This is a genomic window from Micromonospora sp. CNZ295 (assembly GCF_004217535.1).
Map to the genome: position 1 here is coordinate 3,108,903 of NZ_SHKZ01000001.1, position 26,640 is coordinate 3,135,542.

The 26,640-nt window shown below is 73.8% G+C and carries 23 protein-coding genes and 1 riboswitch; of the genes, 9 read left to right on the forward strand and 14 right to left on the reverse strand.

The genetic code is table 11. The features are described 5' to 3' along the window. Nucleotides 1-48: 48 nt before the first annotated feature. The 7 genes from EV376_RS14710 to EV376_RS14740 are packed head-to-tail and all read right to left on the reverse strand — an operon-like array spanning nucleotide 49 to nucleotide 8,697. Nucleotides 49-1,461: a PfkB family carbohydrate kinase gene (locus tag EV376_RS14710; RefSeq protein WP_130323642.1), complete on the reverse strand. Its 1,413-nt coding sequence runs from the start codon at nucleotides 1,459-1,461 to the stop codon at nucleotides 49-51. Next, nucleotides 1,458-2,213, reverse strand: a complete 756-nt coding sequence (locus EV376_RS14715) for an SIS domain-containing protein (RefSeq protein ID WP_130323644.1) — start codon at nucleotides 2,211-2,213, stop codon at nucleotides 1,458-1,460. The genes EV376_RS14710 and EV376_RS14715 overlap by 4 nt, the downstream gene beginning before the upstream one ends. Beyond that, a complete protein-coding gene (locus tag EV376_RS14720) occupies nucleotides 2,213-3,430 on the reverse strand; it encodes a glycosyltransferase (RefSeq protein WP_130323646.1) in 1,218 nt (405 codons plus the stop codon). Before EV376_RS14720 ends, EV376_RS14715 begins: the two co-directional genes overlap by 1 nt. Then, complete coding sequence (locus EV376_RS14725; RefSeq protein ID WP_130323648.1) at nucleotides 3,415-4,401, reverse strand: glycosyltransferase; 987 nt, start codon at nucleotides 4,399-4,401, stop codon at nucleotides 3,415-3,417. Before EV376_RS14725 ends, EV376_RS14720 begins: the two co-directional genes overlap by 16 nt. Then, nucleotides 4,398-6,008 (reverse strand): HAD-IIIA family hydrolase, encoded by a 1,611-nt coding sequence (locus EV376_RS14730; RefSeq protein WP_486482635.1) that lies wholly within the window; start codon nucleotides 6,006-6,008, stop codon nucleotides 4,398-4,400. Before EV376_RS14730 ends, EV376_RS14725 begins: the two co-directional genes overlap by 4 nt. Before the next feature lie 38 nt (nucleotides 6,009-6,046). Further along, entirely contained in the window at nucleotides 6,047-7,048 is a 1,002-nt protein-coding gene (locus EV376_RS14735) for a glycosyltransferase (RefSeq protein ID WP_130323652.1), read from the reverse strand. Beyond that, a complete protein-coding gene (locus EV376_RS14740; RefSeq protein WP_130323654.1) occupies nucleotides 7,045-8,697 on the reverse strand; it encodes a carbamoyltransferase C-terminal domain-containing protein in 1,653 nt (550 codons plus the stop codon). Before EV376_RS14740 ends, EV376_RS14735 begins: the two co-directional genes overlap by 4 nt. Nucleotides 8,698-8,904: 207 nt before the next feature. On the opposite strand from EV376_RS14740, the gene EV376_RS14745 reads away from it, so the two are divergent. Continuing rightward, the gene (locus tag EV376_RS14745; protein WP_130323656.1) at nucleotides 8,905-9,234 is read left to right on the forward strand and encodes a cupin domain-containing protein; all 330 of its coding nucleotides are present in this window, start codon (nucleotides 8,905-8,907) and stop codon (nucleotides 9,232-9,234) included. A gap of 52 nt (nucleotides 9,235-9,286) precedes the next feature. On the opposite strand, the gene EV376_RS14750 is transcribed toward EV376_RS14745, so the two are convergent. The 3 genes from EV376_RS14750 to EV376_RS14770 form a co-directional block, all read right to left on the reverse strand. After that, a complete protein-coding gene (locus EV376_RS14750; RefSeq protein WP_486482636.1) occupies nucleotides 9,287-10,498 on the reverse strand; it encodes an NO-inducible flavohemoprotein in 1,212 nt (403 codons plus the stop codon). A gap of 156 nt (nucleotides 10,499-10,654) precedes the next feature. Continuing rightward, nucleotides 10,655-11,911, reverse strand: coding sequence for an SGNH/GDSL hydrolase family protein (locus EV376_RS14755; protein ID WP_130323658.1), 1,257 nt, complete (start codon nucleotides 11,909-11,911; stop codon nucleotides 10,655-10,657). A gap of 1,083 nt (nucleotides 11,912-12,994) precedes the next feature. After that, nucleotides 12,995-13,585 carry an isopeptide-forming domain-containing protein gene (locus EV376_RS14770; protein WP_130323662.1) on the reverse strand — a complete coding sequence of 197 codons (591 nt, stop codon included), beginning with the start codon at nucleotides 13,583-13,585 and terminating at the stop codon, nucleotides 12,995-12,997. A 609-nt stretch (nucleotides 13,586-14,194) separates the two neighbouring features. Here EV376_RS14770 and EV376_RS14775 point away from each other — a divergent pair. Continuing rightward, nucleotides 14,195-16,303: a DNA topoisomerase IV subunit B gene (locus EV376_RS14775; RefSeq protein ID WP_207228158.1), complete on the forward strand. Its 2,109-nt coding sequence runs from the start codon at nucleotides 14,195-14,197 to the stop codon at nucleotides 16,301-16,303. 34 nt (nucleotides 16,304-16,337) lie between these two features. Then, nucleotides 16,338-18,821 (forward strand): DNA topoisomerase IV subunit A, encoded by a 2,484-nt coding sequence (locus tag EV376_RS14780; RefSeq protein ID WP_130323664.1) that lies wholly within the window; start codon nucleotides 16,338-16,340, stop codon nucleotides 18,819-18,821. A gap of 63 nt (nucleotides 18,822-18,884) precedes the next feature. Here EV376_RS14780 and EV376_RS14785 read toward each other — a convergent pair whose 3' ends face one another. Next, the gene (locus EV376_RS14785) at nucleotides 18,885-19,493 is read right to left on the reverse strand and encodes an alpha-ketoglutarate-dependent dioxygenase AlkB (RefSeq protein WP_130328664.1); all 609 of its coding nucleotides are present in this window, start codon (nucleotides 19,491-19,493) and stop codon (nucleotides 18,885-18,887) included. Nucleotides 19,494-19,662: 169 nt separating this feature from the next. Here EV376_RS14785 and EV376_RS14790 point away from each other — a divergent pair, with 169 nt between their 5' ends. The 4 genes from EV376_RS14790 (at nucleotide 19,663) to EV376_RS14805 (ending at nucleotide 23,783) form a co-directional block, all read left to right on the forward strand. Further along, complete coding sequence (locus EV376_RS14790) at nucleotides 19,663-20,850, forward strand: acyltransferase family protein (protein ID WP_486482637.1); 1,188 nt, start codon at nucleotides 19,663-19,665, stop codon at nucleotides 20,848-20,850. Nucleotides 20,851-20,940: 90 nt separating this feature from the next. Further along, on the forward strand, nucleotides 20,941-21,345 hold the full coding sequence (locus EV376_RS14795) for a hypothetical protein (RefSeq protein WP_130323666.1): 405 nt from the start codon (nucleotides 20,941-20,943) through the stop codon (nucleotides 21,343-21,345). A 199-nt stretch (nucleotides 21,346-21,544) separates the two neighbouring features. Next, nucleotides 21,545-22,282 carry a hypothetical protein gene (locus EV376_RS14800; protein WP_130323668.1) on the forward strand — a complete coding sequence of 246 codons (738 nt, stop codon included), beginning with the start codon at nucleotides 21,545-21,547 and terminating at the stop codon, nucleotides 22,280-22,282. 289 nt (nucleotides 22,283-22,571) lie between these two features. Then, nucleotides 22,572-22,706: riboswitch (cyclic di-AMP (ydaO/yuaA leader) on the forward strand. A gap of 240 nt (nucleotides 22,707-22,946) precedes the next feature. Further along, entirely contained in the window at nucleotides 22,947-23,783 is an 837-nt protein-coding gene (locus EV376_RS14805) for a C39 family peptidase (protein ID WP_130323670.1), read from the forward strand. 449 nt (nucleotides 23,784-24,232) lie between these two features. Here EV376_RS14805 and EV376_RS14810 read toward each other — a convergent pair whose 3' ends face one another. Further along, complete coding sequence (locus EV376_RS14810) at nucleotides 24,233-24,427, reverse strand: DUF397 domain-containing protein (protein WP_130323672.1); 195 nt, start codon at nucleotides 24,425-24,427, stop codon at nucleotides 24,233-24,235. Continuing rightward, nucleotides 24,415-25,266, reverse strand: a complete 852-nt coding sequence (locus tag EV376_RS14815) for a helix-turn-helix domain-containing protein (protein ID WP_486482638.1) — start codon at nucleotides 25,264-25,266, stop codon at nucleotides 24,415-24,417. Before EV376_RS14815 ends, EV376_RS14810 begins: the two co-directional genes overlap by 13 nt. Nucleotides 25,267-25,419: 153 nt before the next feature. Here EV376_RS14815 and EV376_RS14820 point away from each other — a divergent pair, with 153 nt between their 5' ends. Together EV376_RS14820 and EV376_RS14825 are read left to right on the forward strand one after the other, a co-directional pair. Further along, on the forward strand, nucleotides 25,420-25,656 hold the full coding sequence (locus EV376_RS14820) for a hypothetical protein (RefSeq protein WP_130323676.1): 237 nt from the start codon (nucleotides 25,420-25,422) through the stop codon (nucleotides 25,654-25,656). Next, complete coding sequence (locus tag EV376_RS14825; protein ID WP_130323678.1) at nucleotides 25,653-25,901, forward strand: flavin reductase; 249 nt, start codon at nucleotides 25,653-25,655, stop codon at nucleotides 25,899-25,901. The genes EV376_RS14820 and EV376_RS14825 overlap by 4 nt, the downstream gene beginning before the upstream one ends. A 57-nt stretch (nucleotides 25,902-25,958) precedes the next feature. Here EV376_RS14825 and EV376_RS14830 read toward each other — a convergent pair whose 3' ends face one another. Then, the gene (locus tag EV376_RS14830; RefSeq protein ID WP_130323680.1) at nucleotides 25,959-26,564 is read right to left on the reverse strand and encodes a dihydrofolate reductase family protein; all 606 of its coding nucleotides are present in this window, start codon (nucleotides 26,562-26,564) and stop codon (nucleotides 25,959-25,961) included. Between the last annotated feature and the right edge of the window lie 76 nt (nucleotides 26,565-26,640).

A 26,640-nucleotide genomic window follows, 5' to 3' on the forward strand; every position in this document is an offset into this window, starting at 1 on the left:
ACGGACCGGCGGTGCCACGCACCGCGCCGGCCCGGATGATCCGCTCGCTCATGCCGCTCCCTTGATCAGTTGGTCACCGCGCTGTCGCGCGGCCGTGATGGTTGCCGTGGTGGACCGGCCGGCCAGGTAGGGCACCGTGACGACCCGCCCGCCCCAGCCGCGGACCAGTTCGGCCTCGGGCAGGTCCGGTGCGCCGTCCCCGGCGTAGTCGCCGCCCTTCACCCAGATGTCCGGGCGCAGGCGGGACAGCACGGCGTGCGGTGTGGGCTCGTCGAAGACCACCACCGCGTCCACGCAGTCCAGAGCCGACAGCAGCGCCGCACGGTCCGCCTCGGTGTTCAGCGGTCGCTCCGGGCCCTTCAGGCCCCGGACGCCGCGGTCGGAGTTGAGGCAGACGACCAGCACGTCGCCGAGCCGGCGGGCGGCCTGGAGAGTGGCGACGTGCCCGGCGTGCAGGAGGTCGAAGCAGCCACCGGTCGCGACGACCGTCCCGCCGTCGGCGCGTACCCGCGCGATCAGCTCCTCGGCCACCGCCGGCGCGGACCGCCCGGTGCGCCGTCCCGGCTCCCGGTGCAGACCGGCCGCGCCTCCCGCGGCCACGTACGCGGACGCCGCCGCGACGGCCTCGCCGACCGCCTCCGAGACGAGCGCTCCGCCGGCGAGCGCGGTCGCGGCGGCAGCGGCGAACCGGTCGCCCGCACCGCAGGTGTCCTCGACGGTGTCCACCGGCGACGGCGGCGGCACGACCAGTGGCGTGTTGCCCCCGTGGCAGAGGATCGCCCCGTCGGCACCGGTCGTCACGGCCACCGCACCGACCCGCCACCGCCGGCGCAGCTCCTGGCCGGCGCGGGTGGCGGTGGACAGCGCCGGGCCGCCGCCGGCGTCACCGGTGAGCTGGCGCAGCTCCGCCAGGTTCGGCGTCGCCAGCCGGGCCCCGGGCACCGAGGCCGGCCCCTTCGGGTGCGGATCCCACACCACCGGTGCGGCGGTCGCCGCCAGGGCGGCCCGCAGCGCGGGCAGCCGCAGCAGCCCACGCCCGTAGTCGCTGGCCAGGACCGCTCCCGCGGCGGCGATCACGTCGAGGGCCGCCGCCGGCGGCTCGGCCGGCACCCGGGGCTCGCCGCCCCGGTCCAGGCGGAGCAGTGTCTGGCCACCCGCCCGCAGCCGGATCTTCTCCGGCGTGGCACCCGGGCTGCGCAGCGGGTACACGCGCACCCCGGCGGCCGTGAGCAGCTCGGCCAGGCGGGCCCCGGCCGGGTCGTCGGCGAGGGCGGTCACCAGGGCGACCTCGGTGCCCGCCGCGGCGGCGAGCAGTGCGGCCAGCCCGGCACCGCCGGGCCGGTCGGTGGCCGTCCGCTCGTCGAGCACCGGCACCGGGGCGTCCGGGCAGACCCGACTGACCGTGCCGGCGACGTCGCGGTCCAGCAGGGTGTCGCCGACCACCACCAGCGGCCCGTTCACGATTCCCCGCCGTCCGTCCGGACGCTCGGGTGCCCGTTGCGGCCGTGCCCGTTCGGTCCGTGCCCGTTGGGTCCGTGCCCGTTGGGTCCGTGCCCGTTGGTCAGGCCGGCGGTGGCGAGAGCGGACCCCTCGACGAACCGCCCGGTACGCGGCGCCGGCACCCGCGGCAGGTCCCGGACCAGCGGCAGCGCCTGGTCGACGTATTCGCAGAGCAGGTGGCTGGTGACGAGGTGGAGTTCCTGGACGACCTGGGGGTCGGGGGAGGGGACGGCGAGGGTGTCGTGGCAGAGGTCGGCGAGGGGGTTGGGGGTGGGGCCGGTGAGGGCCCAGGTGTGTAGGCCGGTGTGGTGGGCGGCGTGGGCGGCGTGCAGGAGGTTGGGGCTGGTGCCGCTGGTGGTGAGTAGGAGGAGGATGTCGCCGGGTCGGCCGTGGGCGTGGACTTGGCGGGCGTAGACGTGGTCGTAGCCGTAGTCGTTGGCGATGGCGGTGAGGGCGCTGGTTTCGGCGTGGAGGGCGATGGCGGACAGGGGTTGGCGGTCGTTGCGGAGTTTGCCGACGAGTTCGGCGGTGAGGTGTTGGGCTTCGGCGGCGCTGCCGCCGTTGCCGGCCACCAACAGCCGCCCGCCGCGCCCGAGGGTCCAGGCCAGCTCGGTGCCCCAGCCGGCGAGCCGCTCGGCCACCTGCCGGTACGGCAGCAACGCGGCGGCCAGGTTCGCCAGGTGACTGTCGAGCGTGGACAGCGCCGGTGTCATCAGGCCACCGCCGGGGTGGCACGGCCGACGGCGGTCACCGCCGCGTACACGGCGCCGAGCTGCTCCGCGCAGCGCTTCCAGGAGTAGCGGCTGCGGATGCGGTCCAGCGCCGCCGTGGCGTACGCGAACCGCCGCACCTTGTCGGCGAGCAGCCGCCGGATCGCCGCGCCCAGCGCCCGCGGGTCGCGCGGCGGCACCAGGTCACCGGTCAGGCCGTGGACGACCGTGTCGGAGATCCCGCCGACGTCGGTGCCCACCACCGGTACGCCGCAGGCCATGCCCTCCAACGGGGTCAGCCCGAACGGCTCGTACCAGGGTGCGGCCACCAGCAGGTCCGCGGACCGGTACCAGCGGCCCATCTCCTCGCGGGGCACCGCGCCGACCAGGTTCACCCGGTCGGCAACGCCGCAGGATGCGGCGACCGCGGCCAGCCGGCGGGCGAACGGGTCGCCCGGGAGCTGCGCGGCGGGCGGCCCGCCGACCACCACGCACTCGGCCCGCGGCACCGCCGGCAGGGCGCGGACCACGTCGAGGAAGCCCTTCCGCTCGACCATCCGGCCGACCGTGATGATCCGGGGGCGCGTCGGGTCGCGGGGTACGGCCGGCCCGTCCGGGCGGAACATCTGCTGGTTGACCCCGGAGGGGACCAGCGCCATCCGCGAGCGGGGCACACCGAGCCGGACCAGCTCCCCGATCTCGTCCTGGCACTGCACGATGACCCGGTCGGCGGCCCGGCCCAGCGCCCGTTCGTAGCCGATCCGGCCCGGTGGGCTGGTGTCGCGGACACCCTGGTGCCGCTTCTTGACCACACCGAGCGCGTGGTACGTCAGCACCACCGGCACCCCGGTCCGCCGTCCCGCGTGCAGGGTGGCCAGGCCGCTCATCCAGAAGTGCGCGTGCGCCACGTCCGGTGTCCAGTCGCCGGCGCGCCACTGCTCGGCGAGCCACCGCCCGAACTCGCCCATGTGCGGGAGCAGGTCGTCCTTCGGCACCCGCAGCGCCGGGCCGGCCGGCACGTGGCACACCTGGTAGCCGTCCGGTGTGGGCACCGTGTCCGGCAGGGCGGTGGAGTCGCGGCGCGTGTAGACGCGTACGTCATGGCCCTCGCCCACCAGCGCGGCGGCGAGTTCCGCCACGTGGGTGTTCTGCCCGCCGGCGTCCTCCTCGCCGAGGACGGCGAGCGGGCTGGCGTGCTCCGAGATCATCGCGATGCGCATGTTTCCTCCTCCATCAGCCGGTCCCAGTCGGCGAGGAACCGGTCGAGCCCGAACCGGTCCTTCGCCACCTCGCGACCCCGTGCCCCCAGGCGGGCGGCCGCGTCGCGGTCGGTCATCAGCCAGCGGGCCGCCTCGACGAGGGTGTCCACCCGCGTGGAGAGCACTCCGGCGTCGGCCGGCACCGCGTCCACCGCCTCGGTGGTGGCCAGCGCGATCACCGGCATGCCCATCGCCATCGCCTCGATCAGGCTCAGCCCGAGCGAGGTCCACCGGCACAGGTGCAGGTACGCCCGCCGCCGGGCCAGCTCGGCGTGCATCCGGTCCTGCGGCAGGTCCTCGTGCCCGGTCACCGGCAGGCCGGGGTGGCCGGCGCGGGCCAGCGCGTCGGGCAGGTCGGCGACCCCCATGCCGAAGACGTCCAGCGGGGCGACCCGCGCGAAGCGCGGCATCAGGTCGGTGCCGGTGACCCGCCAGCGGCGTACCGGCTCGTTCGTCACCACCGCGAGCCGGTCCGCCTCGCCGCTCCACCCGGCGCGGGGCGGCACGATCCCGTGCTCGACGACGGCGGTGCGGGTGCCGCCGGCGTCCCAGAACAGCTCGTTGAAGTGGGTGACGTGGGCGATGAGCAGGTCGTCGTGGTCGGCCATCGGGTGTCGGCTGTTGGGGACGTCGCCGTCCTTGGGTGTGTTGTGTTCGACGTAGATCGCGGGTAGGTCGTGGCCGGGTCGGCGGCGCAGCCATTGGGTGGCGAGGTCGAGTTCCTCGGGGCGTTGCAGGATCACCAGGTCGACGTCGGTGGTGGCCAGCTCGTGGGGGGTGACTTCGACGGCGTTGTCCGGCCAGGGGTAGGTGCGGGCGCGGCCGAGGCCGTAGGGGCCGCGGTCGGGGGTGACCGGGATCAGGTAGCGGTGCTTGCCGTGGACGAAGGAGGTGGTCCACGAGCCGTGCACGTGCCAGAGCAGGATGTTCATGCCTCTCCTCGACCGGTGTGGTCTCGGGGTCCGGGCGCCAGCAGGCGCACCGCGTCCACCACCTCGCCCGGGTCCAGCCCGGCCAGGCAGGGGTGGTCGCGTACCGGGCAGACCGACGCCCGGGTGTCGCGGCAACCGGCGGCGGCGTCACCGAGCCGGACGACGGGCACCCGCCACGGGCCCCACTGTCCGAACGGGACGGTCGGGGCGAAGAGGCTGACCACCGGCGTGCCGACGGCCGCCGCCAGGTGGGCCGGGCCGGTGTTGCCGACCACCACCGCGCGGGCGCCGGCGAGCACCCGCGCCAGGTCCGGTAGCGGCGTGCGCCCGCCCAGGTCCACCGCCCGGTCGCCGGCCACGTACGCGGTCAGCTCCCGCTCGTGCGGTTCCCCGGTGACCACCACCCGGTGACCGGCCTCGGCGAGCGCGGCGACGATCGCGGCGCACCGCCGGGGCGGGCAGGCCCGTGCCGGTACCGACGCGCCGGGGTGCACGACGACGTAGCCGGGCTCGGCGAGCGCGGGATGCGGCCCGTCGAGCAGGTCGGCCCGCAGCCGCAGGGCGAACTCGTCGTGGTCGGGCAGGGCGAAGCCGGCGGCGGCGGCGAGGGACAGGGCCCGTTCGGGTTCGGGGACGCCCACCGGGACGCGGTGGCGGACGTCGAGCAGACTGCCCGGGTAGTCGTCGCTGATCGCGGCGATCCGGCCGACGCCGGCGGTGCGCAGCAGCAGAGCCAAGGGCAACGGAGACTGGTGGTAGCTGGTGAAGATGACCGCCTCGTCCGCGCCCACGGCGGCCAGTTTGCCGGTGAGCGCGGCGATGTCGGCGGGATCGACAGGCCCCGGATCGGGATCGATCCAGGGCAACCGGTGTTCGATCACCTCATCGACACCAGGCAGCAGCCCCGCAGCCGCCCGACCACGAGGCCCGCACAACAACACCACCCGCCGCGCGCCCGCAGCCACCGCCCGGATACCCGGCCCGGTCACCAACACATCCCCCGCCGAATCGGCACGCACCACCAACACCGTGCCCGCCCGCCGCGACTCACCCGCCACCACCGCCGCCTGCCGGGACAAAATCTGCGCCACCGCCGCCGGCAGATCCACCGCCACCCACGGCGCCGCATCCACCTCCTCCGCCCGAGTCACCGGCGTCGGCACCAACACCGCCTGCGCCCCCGCGGCAAGCGCCGCCCCCACATCCCGCCCGATATCCCCCACCACCACACACCGCTGCGGCACCGTGCCCAACTCGCGGGCCGCCTCCCGCACCAACCCCGCAGCCGGCTTACGGCAACCACACCCATCACCCTCGTCGTGCGGACACACCACCCACACATCGAACGGCCCCAACAACTGCTCAACCCGGGCATGCACCGCCCGCAACTGCGCCCGGCTGAACAACCCCTTCGCCAAACCCGACTGATTCGTCACCACACCCAGCCGCAACCCCGCCGCCCGCACCGCCTCCACCGCCGCCCGCGCACCCGCAACCAGCCGCACCTTCTCCGGATCCCCGTTGTACGGCACGTCCTCGACCAACGTCCCGTCCCGGTCGAACAACACCGCATCGAACAGCCGCGGACCCGCCGGATCACTTTCCATGCGGCAGCAGTTGCCCCTGGCAAGCGACGGTGTAAACATCAGCGCCCCGCCCCGGGACGCTCGCCGCGGGTGCCCCACCATCCGCGTACCCAGTGGGTCACCGCCAGTGGCGGGATCAGCGCACTGGTCAACAGCATGGTGGTGACCTCGTAGACGGTGCGCGGACCCGGCGCGATACGGGCGTGGGCGAACTCCGCGGTGCCGGCCACCCAGCCCGCCGCGCCGCCCGCCGCCACCGCGCGCAGCAGGCGCCGGGGCGTACCGGGGGTGGTCCGGGACAGCGCGGCGGCGACCACCGCGACGGCGCCGGCGGCCGCGACCGCGACGTGCCGGCGCCGCCGGCCGGGCGGCACCTCCAGGTCGGCCCGCCAGTTCGGCCCGTACCGGCGGCGCAGCAGCGCGTCGTCAGCGTTGCCGCGCTGCATCCGCAGGCTCACCCAGCGGTCCTCGGCCCGGACCGGATGGGTCACCGACCGCCGGCCGCGGGCCAGCTCCCAGCCGGCGAGCCGGACGCGGTGCGCCAGGTCGGCGTCCTCCCGGTAGGCCCGGGGGAACCGCTCGTCGAAACCGCCCACCTGGGCCAGCGCCGCGCGGCGGTAGGCCATGTCGGCGGTGATCCAGGCACCGTCTGCGAGCCCGGCGGTGCCGCGCTCCCAGTCCGTGGGGCGACGGTCGACCGGCAGCGGCACCTCGACCCGGCCCTGCACGCCGCCGACGCGGTCGCCGACCGCGAGGTCCGCGACCAGCCGGCGGGCCCAGTCCGCCGCCGGCACCACGTCGTCGTCGAGGAAGACGATCCAGGGCGAGCGGGCCGCGCGCCAACCCAGGTTGCGGGCCGCCGCCGGCCCCGCGCCGGGCCCGGTCAACACCTTGGTGTACGCGGACAGCGTCCCCGGCACCGCCAGCTCCCCGGCGGCCGCACCGCGGTCGTCGACCAGCAGGATCTCCGGGTCGGGCAGCTCGCCGACCTGCGCGGCGAGTGCGTCCAGCAGCACCGCGAGGCTCGGCCGGCCGAGCGTCGGCACCACGAGGCTGATCAACGGGCACCGCCCAGCGCGTCGCGGCGCACCGCGAACGGCCCGATCGCCAGCAGCTCCACCGGCGCGGAACCGAACAGCTCCATCGCCTCCCGGGGCGTGTCCACCATCGGCCGGCCGGCGGTGTTCAGCGAGGTGTTCACCACCACGGGCAGGCCGGTGAGCCGCTCGAAGGTGGCCAGCAGCTCCGCGACCAGCGGCTCGGTGTCGGCGTGCACGGTCTGCACCCGGGCGGTGCCGTCGACGTGGGTGACCGCCGGGACGCGGTCCCGCCACCCGGGCCGCACGGTGTGCACGAAGAGCATGTACGGGCTCGGGAAGACCCCGTCGAAGATCTCGCCCGCCCGCTCCGCGCGGACCATCGGCGCGATCGGCCGGAACTGCTCGCGGCCCTTGACGTCGTTCATCCGTCGGGTGGTGTCCGGGTCGCCGGGGTGGGCCAGCAGGGATCGGTGGCCGAGCGCGCGCGGACCGTACTCGCTGCGTCCCTGGAACCAGGCGACGATGCCGTTGCCGGCGAGGACCCGGGCCGCCTCGGCCGCGATCGAGTCGGGCCGGAAGTAGGGCAGCGCGGCCCGGCGCAGCTCGGCCTCCAGGTCCTCGTCGGACCAGCCGCGGCCCAGGTCCGCGCCGGGCATCGGGACCGGCCGGTCGCCGAGGTCACGGGCGAGGTGCAGGGCGGCGCCGAGCGCGGTACCCGAGTCGCCCGCCGCCGGCTGCACCCAGACGTCGCGGAACGGGCCCTGCGCCGCCAGCCGCGCGTTGGCCACACAGTTCAGCGCCACGCCGCCGGCGAGGGCGATGGTGGCGGCGCCGCCGGACGCGTCGTACAGCCAGCGGGCCAGGTCGAGGATGACCTCCTCCAGCCGGGCCTGCACGCTGGCGGCCAGGTCGGCGTGGTCCCCGGTCAGCTCACCGTCGGCCGGGCGCGGCTTCGCGAGGCTGCCCCAGTCGACGCGCTCGACGTGGAACCCGCCCTCCGGCGTGACCCGCACCAGCTCGCGGAGCAGCCCGAGGTGCTTCGGCTCCCCGTACGAGGCCAGGGCCATCACCTTGTACTCGTCGCTGGAGTGCAGGAAGCCCAGGTGCCGGGTCAGGTCCTCGTACAGCAGGCCGAGGGAGTGCGGCAGCTCCTGCGCGTACAGGGGCTCGAGCCGGCCGTCGGCGTAGACGCCGGCGAGATGGCTGGCCACCTCACCGCGCCCGTCGAGGACGAGCACCGCGGTGTCGTCGCCGGCCGCCGGCGCGGCCAGTCCGGCGGAGGCGGCGTGCGCCACGTGGTGCGGGACGAACCGTACCTTCGCCGGGTCCAGGCCGGGCAGGGCGGCAGCGAGGAACTGCGGGGCGCGCTGCGCGTACTCGACCCGAAGCCAGTCCCACGGGTCGGCGAGCCCCAGGCTCTCGGCCGGGCGGCACAGCCCGGGGTCGAACGAGTAGGCGACCGCGTCGAGATCGTCGGCGTCCAGGCCGGCGCTCGCGAGGCACCAGGCGGCGGAGAGTTCGGGCAGCTCCCACGCCGAGAAGGGGACGGGACGCTTTCCGTGCTTGCGGCGGCTGAACCGCTCCTCTTCGGCGGCGGCCACCACCCGGCCGTCGACCACCAGGGCGGCCGCGGGGTCGTGGAAGATCGCGTTGATGCCAAGGACGCGCATGCGCCAGTCGGTACCCTGGTGTCCGGCTCCTAACCGCTAGATCATCGACTTCTGCGCGCGGCGCAAGGTCCGCTGTGGAGAAATCCCGAGTGTGGGACCAAAGCCCCTGGCGGTACGCCACTCTTGTGACGAAGCTGGGCAAAGAGTCACAGGTAGGCCATGGCTCGTGGACCATTCCATTGTGATCCGCCGACTCGGAGGTGCCGTATGTCCCCGTCCTCGCTCACCACGTTGACCGAGGAGCAGCTCGCCGTCGCGCGCACCACGGACCACGGGCGCAGTGCCCGCACCGTCCACGGCGGTTCGGGCAGCCGACTGCGGCAGACCCTGCTCGCGCTGGCCGCCGGGCACCAGCTGGCCGAGCACGCCAGCCCCGGCGAGGCGACGCTCCAGGTGCTGCGGGGGCGGGTCCGGCTGGTCGCCGGTGACCGGTCCTGGACCGGCGTCACCGGGGACCTGCTGGTGATTCCCGACGCCCAGCACTCGCTGCACGCCGACGAGGACTCGGCCGTGCTGCTCACCGTGGCGGTCGGCTGACCGACGGTCGGCCCGACGGGCCGGCGTGGACGCCGGCCCGTCGAGCTGCGACTCAGTCGCGCAGCATGCCCGGCCCGAACACCTCGTAGGCGATCCGGTCCGCCGGCACGCCCCGCCGCAGCAGGCCACCGCGGACCCGGCGCATGAACGGCACCGGCCCGCAGAGGTGCACGTGCGCCTCGGGCGAGAGCGGGATCAGGGCCGGGTCCACCAGCCCCGGGGCGATCTCCGCCGTCAGCCCGGCCAGCTCGGCGCCGGCCGCGTTCTCGTACCACAGCCGGACCGAGAGGTTCGGCAGCCGCTCCTGCAGCGCGGGCAGCTCGCCGCGGCGGGCGTGGGCGGCGGCCGCCCGGTCCGCGTGCACCAGCACCACCTGCCGCTCCGGCTCGGTCACCGCCAGGTGCTCCAGGGCCGCCATCGCCGGGGTGAGGCCGATGCCGGCGCTGACCAGCAGCAGCGGGCCGGCGTCGCCGATCGCGCTGACCTCGCCGAACGGCGGGCTGAGCCGGAGCGTGTCGCCGACCGTCACCCGCTCGTGCAGGAAGCCGGAGACCATCCCGTCCGGTGCGCCGTCGATGCCGCGTACCCGCTTGACGGTGATCCGCCAGTCCGCCGCCCCGGGCCGGCCGGAGAGACTGTACTGGCGGATCTGCTGCCCGCGGTCACCGCCCAGCTCGACGGCGACCGAGACGTACTGGCCCGGGGTGAACTCCGGGACCGCGCCGCCGTCGGCCGGGACCAGCCGGAACGAGACCACGTCGGCGGTCTCCCGTGTCGCGGCCGTCACCCGCCAGTCCCGCCACACCGAACCGTCCTCGGCCACCCCGGCCAGCGTGTAGAGACGCGCCTCCCGGGCGATCAGCTCGCACGCGAGCAGCCAGTACACCTCGTCCCACGCGGCCGCGACCTCGGCGGTGACGGCATCGCCCAGCACCTCGCCGACGGCGGCGAGCAGGTGCCGCCCGACGATCGTGTACTGGGTGGCGGTGATGCCCAGCGACGCGTGCTTGTGCGCGATCCGGTCCAGGACCGGACCCCACGGCAGGCGGCTGCCACCGGTCAGGTGCTCGGCGTACGCGACCACCGCGGCGGCGAGGACCGCCTTCTGCTGTCCGCTCGCCTGGTTGCCCCGGTTGAAGACGTCCAGCAGCTCCGGATGGGCGTCGAACATGCGCTGGTAGAACCGGCCGGTGATGGCCTCGCCATGTGCCTGCACGGCGGGCAGGGTCGCGGTCACCACTGCGGCTGAGGATTCCGAGAGCACAACTTCTCCTTCGGGCGTCGACGGGGTCGAGCGCCAATGAACAGAAACGCAACACCCCGCTTCAGGGTCGAAGGTCCCGGGCGGTGCGTAGCCCTCGTCACACGGTGCGTATCGCCCGTCACACCTCGGCGCCGGCCCCGCCACGCCGGCGGCGGCTCAGCTCACCGTGATCGCACCGGTCGAGGACCGGACGCAGGACACCGAGCGGGCGCTCGTCGCCGCGGCACCGGTCAGGCAGTGGCCGAGCACCTGGTGGCCGGCCGCATTCGGGTGCCAGGACTCCTGGCAGGTCTGGAAGTACGTCACGCAGGAGTTGGCGATCCGCTGGATAGCGATCTTGTCCTTCCCGGAGAGGCTGGTGACGAAGACGCCGGTCGGGCCGTCCATCAAGCGGATCGGGGTGGCCAGGGCGTTGCCCGGGCTGCCGGCCGACTCGCAGAGCCGCGCCCCGTCGAAGGCACGCTGCACGTTGAGGTGGACCAGGTCCGCGTTCGGGAACTCGGCGGCGATCGCCGTGCGTACCGAGCCGACCAGGGTGCCGAGACCCTGCGAGAAGCGGTGGCCGGGCGCGAGGCTGGCCCGGTGGATCGGGCAGCCGGCGGCGTACCGTTCCGCGCCGAGCGCGCGGAACTTGTCCCGCGTGTCGTCCCGGCTGTCCTCGGTCCAGTACGTGGTGGCCAGCTCCGGCGGCAGCGGGTTCGTGTAGTCCTGGAGCACCACCCGGTGCTGCCCGTCGGCGTCGACCTGGGCGAGGGTGGTGAGGATCTGCCGCACCGCCGCGATGGTCTCCGCGGTCGCCGCGCTGAACTGGGCGGCCGTCGCCAGGTCCGCGTCCGTGCAGGGCTCCTGCTCGACCGGCCCGCCGAGGTACGCCCAGAACTCCCACCACCCGGTCCAGGCGTCCGCGATGAACCGGTTGGCGCACTTCTCGGCGACCCCGCCGAACGTGAACGAGCTGTTGTTCGAGCCGAGCCCGACGAGCACCAGGTCGATGTCGTGGGTCTGTGCGACCGCCCGCAGCTGGTCGAGCTGGGAGGCGACCTGCCGTCCCTTGGCCCGGGACGCCGACGCGCCGGCGATGTCGTACGGCTGCCCGCCGGAGCAGGCCAGGTTGAACCGGGCCGCGATTCCGGGCAGGTTCGCCTTGAACAGCGAGGCGTTCGGGGAACGGTGGCAGAAGTACGCGTTGCTGTTCGGCGCCGACCAGCCCGGGAAGCCCTGGGCCACGCCGTTGACGTCGACCACCGGCGCGTACGCCCCGGCGCCCTCGCCGCTGATGAAGCTGTCCCCGAGCGCCACGGCGGCGGTGGGCGGCGCCGCGCTGGCCGGGGTGGACGGAGCGACGGCCGCCGAGAAGGCGGCCGCGACGACGGCGATCCCCGCCGCCAGGACCCTACGACGCAACCTGGACATTGAACGCCCCTATCGAAATGTGAAAGATCCTCTGGGTCTGGGATCAGATCACTTCCGCATGACAGACGTCAATGCCCCGCAACAACCTCGCCCCCTGACCGACACATTCGCTGCCGACCCGGTCGGGCGGGAGCAGCGATGCGCCTCGGTTGCCGCACAGTCGACCCGCGCCGGCCACCGCTACGCCGCCCGAGTGGGATCACCGGCCGGGGGCACGGCCGGGAACCCTCCCCGCACGGGCCGACCGACCGGGTCAGGCTGAGCGGGCCGGGTCAGGCTGAGCAGGCCGGACAGGCTGAGCAGGCCGGACAGGCTGAGCAGGCCGGACAGGCTGAGCGGGACGGACAGGCTGAGCGGGACGGACAGGCTGAGCAGGCCGGGTCAGGCTGAGCGGGCCGGGACAGGTTGAACAGGCCGGACAGGCTGAGCAGGCCGGGACAGCATGGGCAGGCCGGACAGCCTGAGCAGGCCGGGACAGCATGGGCAGGCCGGACAGGCTGAGCGGGCCTGGACGTGCGGGCCGGCGGCTGTGGAGCTGACCCGTTAACGTCATCACTGCCGCGCGGGGTGTGATCGGCTCCGGTTCCTGCGCGTCGGGTCTAGGCGTCACGGGTTCACGTGATGAAAGATCGAGTCGATCACGGTCGGGGCGGGCGGTGGAGGCCTCACCGTGCTTCGGAGCGGCGTCCGGGTTGGTTCGTGTCCGCCGGCCGGCGTCGGCCTAACAGGCGGCACCGCCCGGGCCGGTGGCGGTGGGGGCTCGGTCGCGGGTGCCGTAGCCGGGTGATGACGTGTACGAGTCAGGTCCACAGTCGCCGGCCCCGCACGTCCAGGCCCATCAGAACCTGCCCGGCCTAATGGCCCACAGCCCGACAGACCCGCCTGGCCTGCCCAGGCCGCCTGGCCTGCCCAGGCCGCCTGGCCTGCCCAGGCCGCCTGGCCTGCCCAGGCCGCCTGGCCTTCCCGGCTGCCTGGCCGGTCGCCGGTGGGGCCGGTCGGTCGGTGCAGATGCCGCTGGCCGGCACCCGGGTTCGGGTGCCGGCCAGCGACTTCATTTCCCCCTGTGAGGAATGTGTGTGTGGGTCAGTTCCAGTGCTTGGCGACCAGGTCGGCGGCCTGCTGTTCCCACTGGGCGTAGTGGTCCGGGTAGGCCGAGACCTGCACGGTCTGGGCGGCCTTGGTCAGCGGCATGTCCTGCCAGCCGTCGACCTGCTTGAGGCCCTTGAGGAACGCCATGGTCGAGTACTCGGGGTCGGTGATCTGCTCCACCGTGCCCCACCCGCTGGACGGGCGCTGCTGGAACAGGCCCTGCGAGTCGTGGTCGTTGCGCTCACCCAGGTGACCCAGGTTCTCCAGCTTCGACTCCTGCAGCGCGGTCGCGATCGCGACCACGGCGGCCCGCTCGTCCATGCCGGACTTCTTCGTCGCCGCGATGATCGCCTTCACATTGCCGGTCTGCTCATCGGACAGGTCGATGCGCGACTGCTTGCCCTGCACACCGTGCGGGACCAGCTTGCCCGCATCAGGCTTGTCAGCCCGCACCACAGCGGCAGCGGCGGTGGGGGTGGTTTCGAGGGTCGGGGCGGCGTGCGCGGCGACCGGGCCACCGACCAGACCACCAGCAAACGCCAGACCAGCAATACCCAGAACGCTCTTACGCATGATCGTGTTCATCACGAAGCTCCATTCGGGGGTCGACACCACCCAGCCCAAAAGGGGGGGACGGGCGTAGGCGGTGCAAGCACCATCCGAGGCGCTCAAAAGACTTGGGGAAAGAACCACCGGCATCCGAGGGGCGGGGGGATGGCCCCTTCACGGCGCCGGGTCCAGGTGTAACGACCGACCGGCCGCCAACATTCCGGCGACCACCAACCCGTCGAAGACCCGGGCTCCTGCTCGATCGTCCAGTGGATGTAACGCCCCCACCCCGCCCACGATTCCGCCCCCACGATGCCCCCGGTCACACCCCCAAACCCGACACCCGGCCCCAGACTGGCACACCAGATCCAGGCATTGGTCGCATACCGCGCAGCGCGCCCCCGGCCGCCGTCGCCGTCGAGGAGCCCTCTGGGGCCCGGACCTGGACCCGCCGTCCCCGGCGCCGGGATCCGGCACAGGTGTCCGGAGCGGCCGTACCGGGTACCTGGGACGACTGTCGCCTCGGTCACCGCCGGAATCGTCCGGTGTCCCGGTCCGTTGCGCCGGTTGCGGCGGGTCGAGCGGGGCTTCCGGGCGTTGTCGGAGCGTACGGCTAGGCTCGCTGCGGCGCGCCGCTTACGGCCGATGCCCGCCGTCCCCGGCACCACCACCGCCGAGACCTGGGAGTACGACCAGTTGACCGCAGAGCCTGAGACCCTGTACGGGGCCGACGACCTCACGCACCTCGAGGGGCTGGACGCTGTCCGGAAGCGCCCGGGCATGTACATCGGCTCGACGGACAGCCGTGGCGTTGGCCACCTCGTCAACGAGATCCTCGACAACTCCACCGACGAGGGCGTCGCCGGCCACGCGACGTCCGTCGAGGTCACGCTGCACGCCGACGGCTCGGTCCAGGTCGACGACGACGGCCGGGGGATCCCCACGGACGTGCACGCCAAGTCCGGCATCTCCGGCGTCGAGCTGGTGCTGACCCGGCTGCACGCCGGCGGCAAGTTCGGCGGCTCGGGCTACAAGACCTCCGGCGGCCTGCACGGCGTCGGCGCCTCGGCCGTCAACGCGCTCGCCCGCCGCTTCGACGTGACGGTCCGCCGCGGCGGCAAGGTCCACGCGATGTCGTTCCGGCACGGCGTCCCCGGCATCTTCGACGGCGACGGTCCGGACGCCCCCTTCACCGCGGGCCCGGGGCTCCAGGTGGTCGGGGCGATGAAGCGCCGGGAGCGCACCGGCACCTCGATCCGCTACTGGCACGACCCGCGCTACTTCGAGACCGGCGCCGCGCTGGACGTCGAGGCCGTACGCATGAAGCTGCGCAACACCGCCTTCCTCGTGCCCGGCATCCGCTACCTGCTGCGCGACCACACCGCCGCCGAGCCGGTGGAGGAGCGGTTCCACTTCCCCAACGGGCTGACCGACATGGTGGAGTTCCTGGCTCCGGCCGGCGACCGGCCGGTGTCCGGCACGCTGGTGGTGACCGGCGAGGGGACGTACCGGGAGAACGCGGCGGACGCCAACGGCGTCATGCAGGCCAACGTGCAGCGCCGTGCCGAGGTGGAGGTGGCGTTCCGCTGGGGCACCGGCTATGAGCGCACGGTGGAGTGCTTCACCAACACGATCCGCAACGCGCACGGCGGCACCCACCGCAAGGGCTTCGAACGGGCGCTGGCGCGTGCCCTCGCCGACGCCGCCCGCAACGCCCGCGGCCTGTTGAAGGCCAAGGAGGACGCACCCACCCTGGAGGACATCCTCGAGGGGATGACCGCCGTGGTCCACGTGCGGATCCCGGAGCCGCAGTTCACCTCCCAGACCAAGGACGAGCTGTCCACCGCCGGCATCACCAAGGTGCTCCAGGGCCTGGTCGAGCAGCATCTCAAGGCCTGGCTGGAGGACCGGAAGACGAGGGCCGAGGCGCGTACGGTCCTGCAGAAGATCGTCGACGCGGCGCGGGTCCGGCTCACCCAGAAGCAGCAGAAGGACGCGGCCCGGCGCAAGACCGCGCTGGAGGGCGCGTCGATGCCGGCGAAGCTGGTCGACTGCCGGTCGACCGGGGTGGAGCGCAGCGAGCTGTTCATCGTCGAGGGCGACAGTGCCCTCGGCACCGCCCGGATGGCACGCTCGTCGGAGTACCAGGCGCTGCTGCCGATCCGCGGCAAGATCCTCAACGTGCAGAAGGCGAATCTCCAGCAGGTGCTGGACAATGCCGAGTGCGCGGCGATCGTGCAGGTGCTGGGTGCCGGCTCGGGCCGTACGTTCGACCTGTCGGCCCTGCGGTACGGCCGGGTCCTGATCATGGCCGACGCCGATGTGGACGGTGCGCACATCCGCACGCTGCTGATCACGCTCTTCGCCCGGTACATGCGGCCGCTGATCGAGGCCGGCCGGCTGTACGCGGCGATGCCGCCCCTGCACAAGATCACCACGAAGGGGCGCAACCCGCAGACGATCTACACCTACACCCAGGCCGAGATGGAGTCGACGGTCCGCAAGCTGGAGAAGGCCGGCAAGCAGATCGTCACCCCGATCCCGCGCTTCAAGGGTCTCGGCGAGATGAACGCCGACGAGCTGTGGGAGACCACGATGAACCCGGCCACCCGGGCGGTCCGCCGGATCACCCTCGACGACGTCGAGGCGGCCGAGCAGATCCTGGAGCTGCTCATGGGCGAGAAGGTCGAGCCGCGCCGCAACTGGCTGATCGAGTCGGCCGACCGCGTCGACCGCGAGGCGATCGACGCATGACGCAGACCACCGACCACGGACAAGGACACTGACGATGGCACGCCGCAAGGAAACGAAGGTCGACCTCTCCGTCTTCGACCAGGCCGGCGCGCGGGTCTTCGACAACCCGCTGGTCACCGAGGTCTCCGACTCCTACCTGGAGTACGCGTTCTCGGTCATCCACTCCCGTGCGCTGCCGGACGCCCGGGACGGGCTGAAGCCGGTGCACCGGCGCATCCTCTGGTCGATGATCGAGTCCGGTCACCGCCCGGACCGGGGGCACGTGAAGTCGGCCCGCGTGGTCGGCGACGTGATGGGGCGCTACCACCCGCACAGCGACGCGGCGATCTACGACGCGTTGGTTCGCCTCGCGCAGGACTTCTCACTCAACGCGCCCCTCATCGACGGGCACGGCAACTTCGGCAGTCCGGACGACGGCCCGGCGGCGGCGCGCTACACCGAGGCCCGGCTCTCCCGCGAGGCGATGCTGCTCGTCGGCGAGCTCGGCGAGGACACGGTCGACCTGGAGCCCAACTACGACGGCTCGCTGACCCAGCCCACCGTGCTGCCGGCCGCCTTCCCCAACCTGCTGGTCAACGGCGCGTCGGGGATCGCGGTCGGGATGGCGACCAACATGATCCCGCACAACCTCGGCGAGGTGGTCTCCGCCGCCCGGTGGCTGATCAACCACCCGGACGCCACGCTGGACAAGCTCATGGAGTTCGTCCCGGGTCCGGACCTGCCCACCGGCGGGATGCTGCTCGGGCTGGACGAGGTGCGGCGCGCGTACGAGACCGGGCGCGGCGTCGTGCGGATGCGCGCCAAGGTGGAGATCGGCCCGGTCGAGGGCAGCCGCGGCCGGCAGGCGATCACCGTCGTCGAGCTGCCGTACGGCGTGGGCGCGGAGAAGGTCATCGCCGCCATCACCAACGAGGTCACGAAGACCAAGCGGCTCACCGGCATCGCCGACGTGAAGGACCTCACCGACCGGGAGAACGGCACCCGCCTGGTCGTCGAGTGCAAGGTCGGGGTCAACCCGCAGGCGCTGCTCGCCGACCTCTACCGGCTCACCCCGCTGGAGCAGTCGTTCGGCGTGAACAACCTGGTGCTGGTGGACGGGCAGCCGCGGACCCTGGGGCTCAAGCCCCTGCTGGAGGTCTTCCTGTCCCACCGGTACGACGTGGTGACCCGGCGCAGCGCGTACCGCAAGCGCAAGCGCGAGGAGCGCCTGCACCTGGTCGACGGCCTGCTGATCGCGCTGCTCGACATCGACAAGGTGGTCAAGCTGATCCGGGCCAGCGAGGACGCGCAGGCCGCGAAGGACGGCCTGATGCGGCGGTTCAAACTCTCCGAGATCCAGGCCACCTACATCCTGGACACGCCCCTGCGCCGGCTGACGAAGTACGACCGGCTGGAGCTGGAGGCCGAGCAGGAGAAGCTGCGCGGCGAGATCGCCGAGCTGTCGAAGATCCTCGACGACCCGAAGGTGCTGCGGAAGGTCGTCTCCGACGAGCTGGCGGCGGTGGTCAAGCAGTTCGCCGCGCCGCGCCGCACCACCCTGGTCGACGGTGACCTGAAGGAGGTGCTGGCCGCGTCCGCGCCGGCCGGCCCGCTGGAGGTCGCCGACGACCCCTGCCAGGTGATCCTCTCGGCGACCGGCCTGGTCGCCCGCACCGCGGCCGAGTCCGAGGAGGCGGCCGAGGGGCGCCGGCGGCACGGCCGGGTCAAGCACGACGCGGTCCGCGCCGTGGTCCACTCCACGGCCCGCGGCCGGGTCCTCCTGGTCACCAGCGCCGGTCGCGCCTTCAAGGTGGACGTGCTGCCGCTGCCGGTGCTGCCCGAGCAGTCCGGCACGGTGTCGCTGCGCGGCGGGATGTCCGCCGCCGAGCTGGTGCCCCTGGCGACGGGGGAGACCGTGGTGGGGCTGGCGCCGCTCGGGCCGACCGCCGAGGGCTCACCCGGGCTGGCGCTGGGCACCCGGCAGGGCGTGGTCAAGGTCTGCACGCCGGAGTGGCCGGTGCGGTCCGACGAGTTCGAGGTGATCGGCCTGCGGGACGGTGACGAGGTGGTCGGGGCGACCTGGCTGACCGACGGCGCCGAGACGCTGGCGTTCATCACCTCGCAGGCGTCGCTGCTGCGGTTCCCGGCCGGCCTGGTCCGTCCGCAGGGCCTCCGGGGCGGCGGCATGACCGGGATCAACCTGCCCGCTGACACGACCGTGGTGTTCTTCGGCGCGGTCCGCACCGACGATCCGAGGCACGGCGCGCCGATGGTGGTCACGTCGACCGGAGCCACGGTGAAGGTGACGCCGTTCGCCGCGTACCCGGCGAAGGGGAGGGCGACCGGCGGCGTGCGCGCGCAGCGCTTCCTCAAGGGTGAGACCGACGTGGTGGTCGCCTGGATCGGCCCGCGGCCGGTCGGCTCGACGGCGAACGGCGAGCCGGTGGAGCTGCCGGCGGCCGACCCGCGGCGCGACGGCAGCGGCTTCGCCGTGCTGCTCGGCCCGGCGGTCGTCGGCCACCAGGTCGAACGCGACTGACCCAGGATTGGTGCCGGCCCCGGCGTGACCGCCGGGGCCGGGCGGGCGCTGGCTGGACTGGGCTCAGGCCACGTTGGTGGGGCGGAACTGGACGCTGACGCGGGGGCCGGTCGGCCGGGCGGTCTTCGGGATCGCATGTTCCCAGGTGCGCTGGCAGGAGCCGCCCATCACGACGAGATCGCCGTGGCCCAGCGGGAAGCGGAGGCTGGTGCCGCCGCCGCGGGGCCGCAGCAGCAGCGGTCGCGGCGAGCCGAAGGAGACGATGGCGACCATGGTGTCGACGCGGGCACCCCGGCCGATGGTGTCGCCGTGCCAGGCGACGCTGTCCCGCCCGTCGCGGTAGAGGCACATGCCGGCGGTCGCGAACGGCTCGCCGAGCTCGGCCGCGTAGTGCCTCGTCAGCGTCTCCCGGGCGGCGGTGAGCACCGGGTGGGGCAGCGGCCGGTCCGCCGCGTACCAGCACAGCAGGCGCGGCACGTCCACCTCGGCCTCGTACATCGTGCGGCGTTCGGCCCGCCACGGCACCTCGTGCAGCAGCGTGTCGAGCACCTGATCGGAGCCGCGCACCCAGCCGGGCAGGTGGTCGACCCAGGCACCCCGGGTGAGCCGGTGCCGCGTCACCCGGCCGCTGAGCGGCCCGAGCGTCGGCCCGGCGTCGGCGACATCCAGCATCGAGGGCTGGTAGGAGACGTCCGGCACGCGCCGATCCTACCGCAGCTGTCGTACATGCGTACGAGTCGTGGCCCGGTGCGACGTGGCGGTCACCGTCCCGGCGGGTAATGTCGCACGGCGGTGCCGACCGGGCCACCGGCCCGGCCACGACCCTCAGGAGGAAGAGCCCGTGCGGTTGACCCCCACCGACCGGCCGGTACGCGCGGCGGATTCCGTCGCTCCCGCACCGGGCGGCCGGCTGCCGTCGCTGACCGGGCTCCGGTGGATCGCGGCGCTGCTGGTCTTCGGCTTCCACGCCGGGACGATGGGCATCGTCGCCCAGCCCGACTACAAGGCCGTCGTGGACCGGGTGTTCACCCTCGGCCTGTCCGGCGTGCAGTTCTTCTTCATCCTCAGCGGATTCGTGCTGGTCTGGTCGTACCGGCCGGGGGAGGCGAAGCGCACCTTCCTGCGCCGGCGGGTCGCCAAGATCTACCCGAACCACGTGGTGATGTTCGTGGCGGCGCTGCTGGTCGCGTACGCCTTCGCCGACCCGGTCAACCCCCGCGCCGCGCTGGAGAACCTGCTGCTGGTGCAGGCCTGGGACCCCACCCCCGGCGTCTTCTACAGCATCAACACGGTGAGCTGGTCGCTCTCCTGTGAGCTGTTCTTCTACGCCTGTCTGCCGTTCGCGCTGCCGCTGATCCGGCGGCTGCCGGCCGGTGCGCTGTCGGCCGTGGTCGTCGCGGTGCCCCTGCTCATCCTCGCGCTGTGGCCGGCGCAGGCCCTCGTACCCGAGGAGAGCCGGTGGTGGTTCACCCAGATCTTCCCGCCGGTGCGCTCGCTGGAGTTCTGGATGGGCGTTGCCGCCGCCGAGTTGCTGCGCCGGGGCCGGTGGCGCGGCCCGCGCCTGGGACCGGCCACTGTGGTCTTCGTGGTGACCTGGGTGGTGGCCGGCGGCTGGATCCGGGCCGAGCTGTGGGCGGCGCTGCTGTCCGCGGCGTACGTCCTGGTCATCGCTGCCGCCGCCGACGCGGACGTGCGCGGCCGGCGGACCCCGTGGCGCTCCCGGCCGATGGTCTGGCTCGGCGAGGTCTCGTTCGCGTTCTACCTGGTGCACGTCCTGGTAATGGTGAGCGTGCTGCGGCTGACCGGTCACTACGGCGTGGGCCTGGGTGGCTGGTGGGGGCCGGCCGCCGTGGTGGGCTTCCTCCTGGTCAACCTGCTGCTGGCGGCGCTGCTGCACCGCTGGGTGGAGACACCGATGATGCGCCGGCTCGGGCCGCGCCGCACCCGGCGGCCCGCCGCCGGGTCCGTGCCGGCGCCGCGCACCGCCGAGCCCGACAACCCCAGGGTGTACGCGGGCGAGCGCCGCTGATCCTCCACGCTGGCCGGTCCCGGCGCGCAACTCACCGCGACACGCCCGTCACAGCTGCCGGCGGGGCGGTGCCGGCGGTACCGTGGGGCCGTGCTTCCGGTCGCCCTCACCTGTCCGTTGTGGTGGGTGGCGCGCTGGGCCTCGCGGCTGCTCGCCGGCCTCGCACTGACCGCCGGTCTCACCTTCGGCGGCACCGGCCCGGCCCACGCGGCCGGGGCGGTCGATGCGACCGGAGCGTTCGCCACGGTCGCCCCCGCGGCTGACTCCACCCGGCCGACTGCCGATGGCGAGCGCTGCGCGGGCGGGTCCGCGCCCGGCATCACGTCGGCCACCCGGTCGGCGGTGGACGAGGCGTCCTCGGGCTGGCTGACGGCCGTCGCCGCGGCGGTGCCGCACGGCAGCGCCCGGCCGGCCCCGGCGACCGGCGGCGACTCGGTGCGGTGGTCCGACCGGTCCGGCACCACCTCCGGTCCGCGGGCCCCGCCGCTGAGCTGAGCGCGGCCGCCCGACACCTTGCGCACGGGCACCCTCCCGCCGCGAGCGGCAGCGGACGGGCCCTGCCGACACTCACCGACTCGACCACGGGTCCCTGAGTCGGCCCGGCCCGACCAGCATCCGTCCCCCCGCCGCACCGCCGGCCAGCCTGCCGGGCGGTGCGAGCGTCCGATCCGTATCCCCGTGAGGATTGCCGGCAATGACCACCGTTCTCCACGAGTTCCTCGTCGATGTGCCCCGGGCGACGGCCATCTGGTCGGCGCTGCTCCTGCTCGCCCTGACCACGCTCACCGTCGTCGCCGCCCGGCCCGAGCCGGACCAGCCCGTCGCCGACCCGCCACCGCCGGACGAGACCGCCGACCTGCGCCGGTACGCCGAGGAGGTGGCGGTGGCAGCGGCTGGCGCGGCCCAGACGGCGCGTCGGCGGCGGGACGCCTGGCTGGCCGCCCAGCAGGAGGCCGAGGGGGCCTGGCAGGCGTACGACGAGGCGGACAGCGCGGCCTGCCGGCTCGCCGCGGCGGCGCCGCTGCCGCCGCCGGCCAGCCCCCGCACGCCGGCCGAGTACGCGTACCGCGAGCGCTGGCTGCACCACGCCGCGGTGGCCGCCCATTGGCGCGGCGACCTCTCCGCCCAGCAGCTCCAGGACGTGTTCCGGCACCGGGAGGGGTGGGACCCCCGCCTGCACCCGGTGGACCAGGAGATCGTCTTGACGCGGGCCGTGCGGGACGGCAAGCTGGCCGCCTATCGCGCGGCGGCGGCGCGTGAGCGGGCGTGCTGGCGGGACGCCGAGGTGGCCGCCGAGGCGGCCCGGACGCTCGCCGCGGAGGCGTGCGCGGCGGCGGAGCGGCTGCGCCCGGTGCGGCCGGCGCGGTCCCGGCCGGCGCCGGTCGGACGGCGGGTGGCCTCGGTGCGATGGCGGCCGGCCCGGGTGGGCTGACCTGCCGCGTTAATTTCGGTGACGCCGCTCACAGGAATGCCGAACCGGTCAAGTTTCTCAGGCTGGTCGATTATCTCAGGCCCCGTGCGAGAAAAAGGGACGACCTGTCCCGTTCTCGACCGGCCGCGCCGTCATGGCCCCTTAGCCAATTGAGTGACGTCAGTTCGGAAGTGTCCACTAAATTGCTGCCATGATCGAGGTTTAAGCAGGTCACGACGGCTTGGCAGGCCCATGAACCGACCAGTAATGTCGGCCCGTCCGGTGCGGTACCCGTCGCAAGTGGCGACGCCGCGCCGACCCGCTCAATCGCCGAAAGGCGAGCCGGGGACCCCTTGCAACTGGGGTGAATCCGCGAGTTTCGCGGTAGGGCGCACTTCCCGCCCGAATCCGTCAGCTAACCCGGTAGGCGGTGCCGGAAGGAGTTCCGTCTTCGTGCAGCACGAACCAGCCCCCCGGGCGTCCCGCCGCCTCCACGGCCTCGCGGTGCCCGCGCCCGTCCGGTCCACCGCCGGGCGCTGACCCACCGCCCACCGCCCGGTCCCACCGGGCGCGAACCCTGGTGGCCACCCGCCGGCGGAGCCCCCTCCGCGCGGCCCGCCCCTCGCCGCTCGCGGCCGGCACGGTGCGCCACCAGCCCCAACCGTCCGTGGAGGAGAAGGAACCCGTGAAGCACCACCTCAAGCGACAGCTCCGTCGCCTCGTCTCCGAGCGCCCGTACCAGGTCGCCGCCGCGTCGGCCGCGGCGCTCGTGCTGGCGACCGGGGCCGGCGCCCTGGCCGCCGGCGCCGACGAGACCCCGGCCCCCACCTCGGCGCAGTCCACCGCCGCGCTGGCCGAGCGGGACGGCGACGCCCCCGCCTCGCGTGGCGAGGCCCGCGTGGCGGTCGCCCCCACCAGCGCCGCCCCGTCGAGCGCCGCGCCGTCCAGCGCCCCCGCCACCACGGCCGCCGCCGACCCGGATCTCAAGAAGAAGCCGGCGGCGCCCAAGCCGCCGAAGTCCAAGGTCCTGAAGTACGACTACCAGGCGCAGATCAACTTCTACTACTGCGGGCCGGCCGCCGTCCGGAACGCGCTCAGCGCCGCCGGCATCGAGCGGACGCAGGACCAGCTCGCCGGGCCGCTCGGCACCGACCAGTTCGGCACCGACTCGGCCGAGGACACCACCCGGGTGCTCAACGCCACGGTGAAGGGCTCCCCGTACCGGACCCGGATGATCAAGGGCGGCGCCGCCACCCCGGCCCAGATGGACCAGCTCCAGGCCGACGTCGTCAAGGCCGTCACCGACGGTCGCGGCGTGGTGGTCAACGTCGCCGGCTCCGCCACCGACACCGCCGGCGGCTGGCACTCGTTCCCCGGCGGCCACTACATCGCGGTCGTCGGCTACGACGACGAGGGCCGCCGGGTGCGGATCGCCGACTCGGCGAACCCCGCCGCCGGCTCGTACTGGATGACCACGATCGCGCTGGCGAACTGGGCCGCGACCCGCGGCTACTCCGCCTGATCTGCCGCTGCGACGTCGGGCGCCGGTTCCCCTTCCTGGGGATCGGCGCCCGTCGCCGTTCCGGCGGCCGGGCCGGAGGCCGCGCGGCCCCGCGAGGGGCGACTCGTGTCACCCCTGGCCGTCGCGTGCCGGCTTTCCGCAGGTACGGGGCGGAGTGCGCGCGCCATGACCGCGCGCCGTCGCGCGCGGCCAGCGCGCGCCGCTTCGCGCACCATGGCCGCACCCAGCCGCCCGTCCCAGCCGGCTTCCGCACGACGCCCGTGCGCAGATCTTGGACAGTTACCGTTCGCCGCGAACGGTAACTGTCCAAGGTCTCTGAGCGCTGAGGGTTGTCCCGGACCAACCGCGCCGCCGCACGCCGGCTTCGAGGCGGCAACCGGCAGGGGGCGGCACCTGACCCAGAAAAAGCGCCCGCCCGGATACCGGGGCGGGCGCTTTCGAGTGGCTGGTCAGCCGCGCGCGGAGACCCTCGTGACGAAGGCCCGCCACGCGGCGGGGGAGAAGGTCAGCGCCGGCCCGGTCGGGTCCGTGGAGTCCCGGACACCCACGACACCGGGCAGGTTGTCGGCGACCTCGACGCAGGTGCCGCCGTTGGTCGACGAGCGGGACGACTTGCGCCAGCGGGCACCGGTCAGGTTGTCCATGTCTTCGCCGCTTTCGTGAGTACGTCGAGTGTCTGCCCGAGCGGGAGGGCCTCACCCCGGACCGCTTCCCACAGCACTCCCAAGCGCGCCACCGGGTCGGGCAGTCCTTCGGTCTGCGACTTTAGCTGGTGGTCCACGCAGCCGGCGCGTGAGCCATCCGGCAGGTCGGCCAGGATGAACGCTCCGGCCAGTCCTGAGTAGATGCCAGCGGACAACGGCACGACGTGCAACTGAATATGGGGCTGTGCGGCGCAGGCCAGCAGGTGTTCCACCTGCTCGGCCATCACGTCGGCGCCTCCGCACGCCCGCCGGACGACCATCTCGTCCAGCACGACGAAGAGCTGTGGGGCCGGGTCCCGACCGAGAACGGACTGCCGTTCCAGCCGCGCGGCCACGCGCCGGTCGAGCTCCGCAGCCGGCGCACGGGCCGCGCGGAACGTCGCGCGAGCGTACGCCTCGGTCTGGAGCAGCCCCGGCACGAAGGAATGTTCGTACCAGCGCAGCGCGGTCGCCTCCCGCTCGACCTGAATCCACTCGCGCAGCCAGACCGGAGCGGCATCCCCCTTGACCAACTCGTCCCAGAGCGTCGCGAAGTAGCCACCCGTGCTCAACGCCTTGTCGACCGCCGTCAGGTAGGGCAGCGTCGGCGGTTTGGTCCCGGTCTCGATCGCGCTGACCTGCGAATCCGAGCAGTAGACCGACTCGCCGAGTTGAGCCTGGGTCAGCCCGGCGGCCGTCCGGCGTCGCCGCAGCTCACGGAGGAGGAACTCGGACGGCGAGATACCCACGACTTCCACACCCTTCCACGGCTCTCCACACCACTCCGCGCCGGTCCGCATCGGAGCGTCGCGCTCCGCGATCGAGTGGTGACTGTTCCGAGCCTAGGGGGCTGGCGTCCAGGGTGGAAGGACGAGCGGCGTGCGCCGGTGGAGGGCCCCGAACTCACCGGTCGCGCCGCCGGCCCCGGCCTACCCGCGAAGGAGGTACCGCTGGTGACCATCGCCGTCGGCCGCACGATCCGGGTCCGGGAGGACGCCTACCGGTTCGGCACCGGGACCCTGACCCTGTCCATCACCGAGGTCATCAGCAGCCAGGTCATCGACGGCGCGGTCTGGGTCCAGCTCAAGGGCCGCGAGATCCGCCCGGACCGGTCGGTCGCTCCCCGGGAGCGGTACGCGGCCGTCCGGGTCGACGCCGTGACGGAGATAGAGCCGGTGCGGGCCCGGTGACCCGACGCCGCGCCGAACACATCCCGTCCCGGCCCACCTGGCGCTGCCGGGCGTGCGGGATCGCGTGGCCGTGCTCGCCGGCGAAGCTTCGCCTGCTGGGGGAGTACCGCCATGACCGGGCGGCCCTGCTGGTCCACCTGGCGACGCTCTGGGCTGAGGCCGCCGAGCAACTCGCCGGGTTGGACGGCGGCACCCCACCGGACCGCCTGTTCGAGCGCTTCACCGCCTGGGCCCGCGCCCGGTAGGCGGCCGCCCGCCGCACCAGCCGGGCCGCCCCGAGCCGGCGACCCGACCGGGCGTACTCAGGAAAGCTGCTCCTTGGCCTCGTCGTAGCCGGCCGGGGCAGGTGCCGCGGTGGGCGAGTAGATCACGCGGATGACGCCGGTCGGGTACGCCTCCGTCGCCGTCACCGCGAAGTGGTACCGCGGGTCGCCGTCGTCGAACAGTTTGCGGCCCTTGCGCGCCGCCACCGGGTGCACCAGCAGGCGCAGCTCGTCGACCAGCCCCGCGGCGAGCAGCTGCTGCACCACGGAGATCGACCCGGGGATGAGGACGCCCCGGAGGCTGGCGTCGGCCTTGAGCGCGGCGACGGCATCGACCAGCTCACCGCCGATCAGCTCCGAGTTGCGCCAGGAGAACTCCAGCGGCTGCCGCGACACCACCACCTTGCGCATGTCCCCGAGCTGCTTCGCGAACGGCGCGTCCTCGCCACCCGCGGCCTCCCGGTCGGGCCAGGCGCCGGCGAAGCTGTCGTAGGTCACCCGGCCGATGAGCAGCACGTCGGCGGCGTCGTAGTCCTCGGTCACGGCACGGCCCATGTTGTCGTCGAAGTACGGGAAGTGCCAGTCAGGGTCGATCTCGGCCACACCGTCGGCCGAGATGAACAGGGTGGAGATGACCTTCGCCATCGAGGTGGTCCCTTCGAAAGAGAGTGTGTCGGCAGGTTGGACCGGTGCAGCATCGCAAACTCATCGGCCGGCCACG

Bases quoted from the DNA above. Each gene is read 5' to 3' on its own strand.
- EV376_RS14810 (WP_130323672.1), bottom strand. From the start codon at position 24,427: ATGGACAACCTGACCGGTGCCCGCTGGCGCAAGTCGTCCCGCTCGTCG.
- EV376_RS14740 (WP_130323654.1), bottom strand. From the start codon at position 8,697: ATGCGCGTCCTTGGCATCAACGCGATCTTCCACGACCCCGCGGCCGCC.
- EV376_RS14780 (WP_130323664.1), top strand. From the start codon at position 16,338: ATGGCACGCCGCAAGGAAACGAAGGTCGACCTCTCCGTCTTCGACCAG.
- EV376_RS14775 (WP_207228158.1), top strand. From the start codon at position 14,195: ATGCCCGCCGTCCCCGGCACCACCACCGCCGAGACCTGGGAGTACGAC.
- EV376_RS14830 (WP_130323680.1), bottom strand. From the start codon at position 26,564: ATGGCGAAGGTCATCTCCACCCTGTTCATCTCGGCCGACGGTGTGGCC.
- EV376_RS14730 (WP_486482635.1), bottom strand. From the start codon at position 6,008: ATGGAAAGTGATCCGGCGGGTCCGCGGCTGTTCGATGCGGTGTTGTTC.
- EV376_RS14745 (WP_130323656.1), top strand. From the start codon at position 8,905: ATGTCCCCGTCCTCGCTCACCACGTTGACCGAGGAGCAGCTCGCCGTC.
- EV376_RS14770 (WP_130323662.1), bottom strand. From the start codon at position 13,585: ATGAACACGATCATGCGTAAGAGCGTTCTGGGTATTGCTGGTCTGGCG.
- EV376_RS14785 (WP_130328664.1), bottom strand. From the start codon at position 19,493: ATGCTGGATGTCGCCGACGCCGGGCCGACGCTCGGGCCGCTCAGCGGC.
- EV376_RS14815 (WP_486482638.1), bottom strand. From the start codon at position 25,266: ATGCGGACCGGCGCGGAGTGGTGTGGAGAGCCGTGGAAGGGTGTGGAA.
- EV376_RS14755 (WP_130323658.1), bottom strand. From the start codon at position 11,911: ATGTCCAGGTTGCGTCGTAGGGTCCTGGCGGCGGGGATCGCCGTCGTC.
- EV376_RS14725 (WP_130323648.1), bottom strand. From the start codon at position 4,401: ATGAACATCCTGCTCTGGCACGTGCACGGCTCGTGGACCACCTCCTTC.
- EV376_RS14715 (WP_130323644.1), bottom strand. From the start codon at position 2,213: ATGACACCGGCGCTGTCCACGCTCGACAGTCACCTGGCGAACCTGGCC.
- EV376_RS14720 (WP_130323646.1), bottom strand. From the start codon at position 3,430: ATGCGCATCGCGATGATCTCGGAGCACGCCAGCCCGCTCGCCGTCCTC.
- EV376_RS14800 (WP_130323668.1), top strand. From the start codon at position 21,545: ATGACCACCGTTCTCCACGAGTTCCTCGTCGATGTGCCCCGGGCGACG.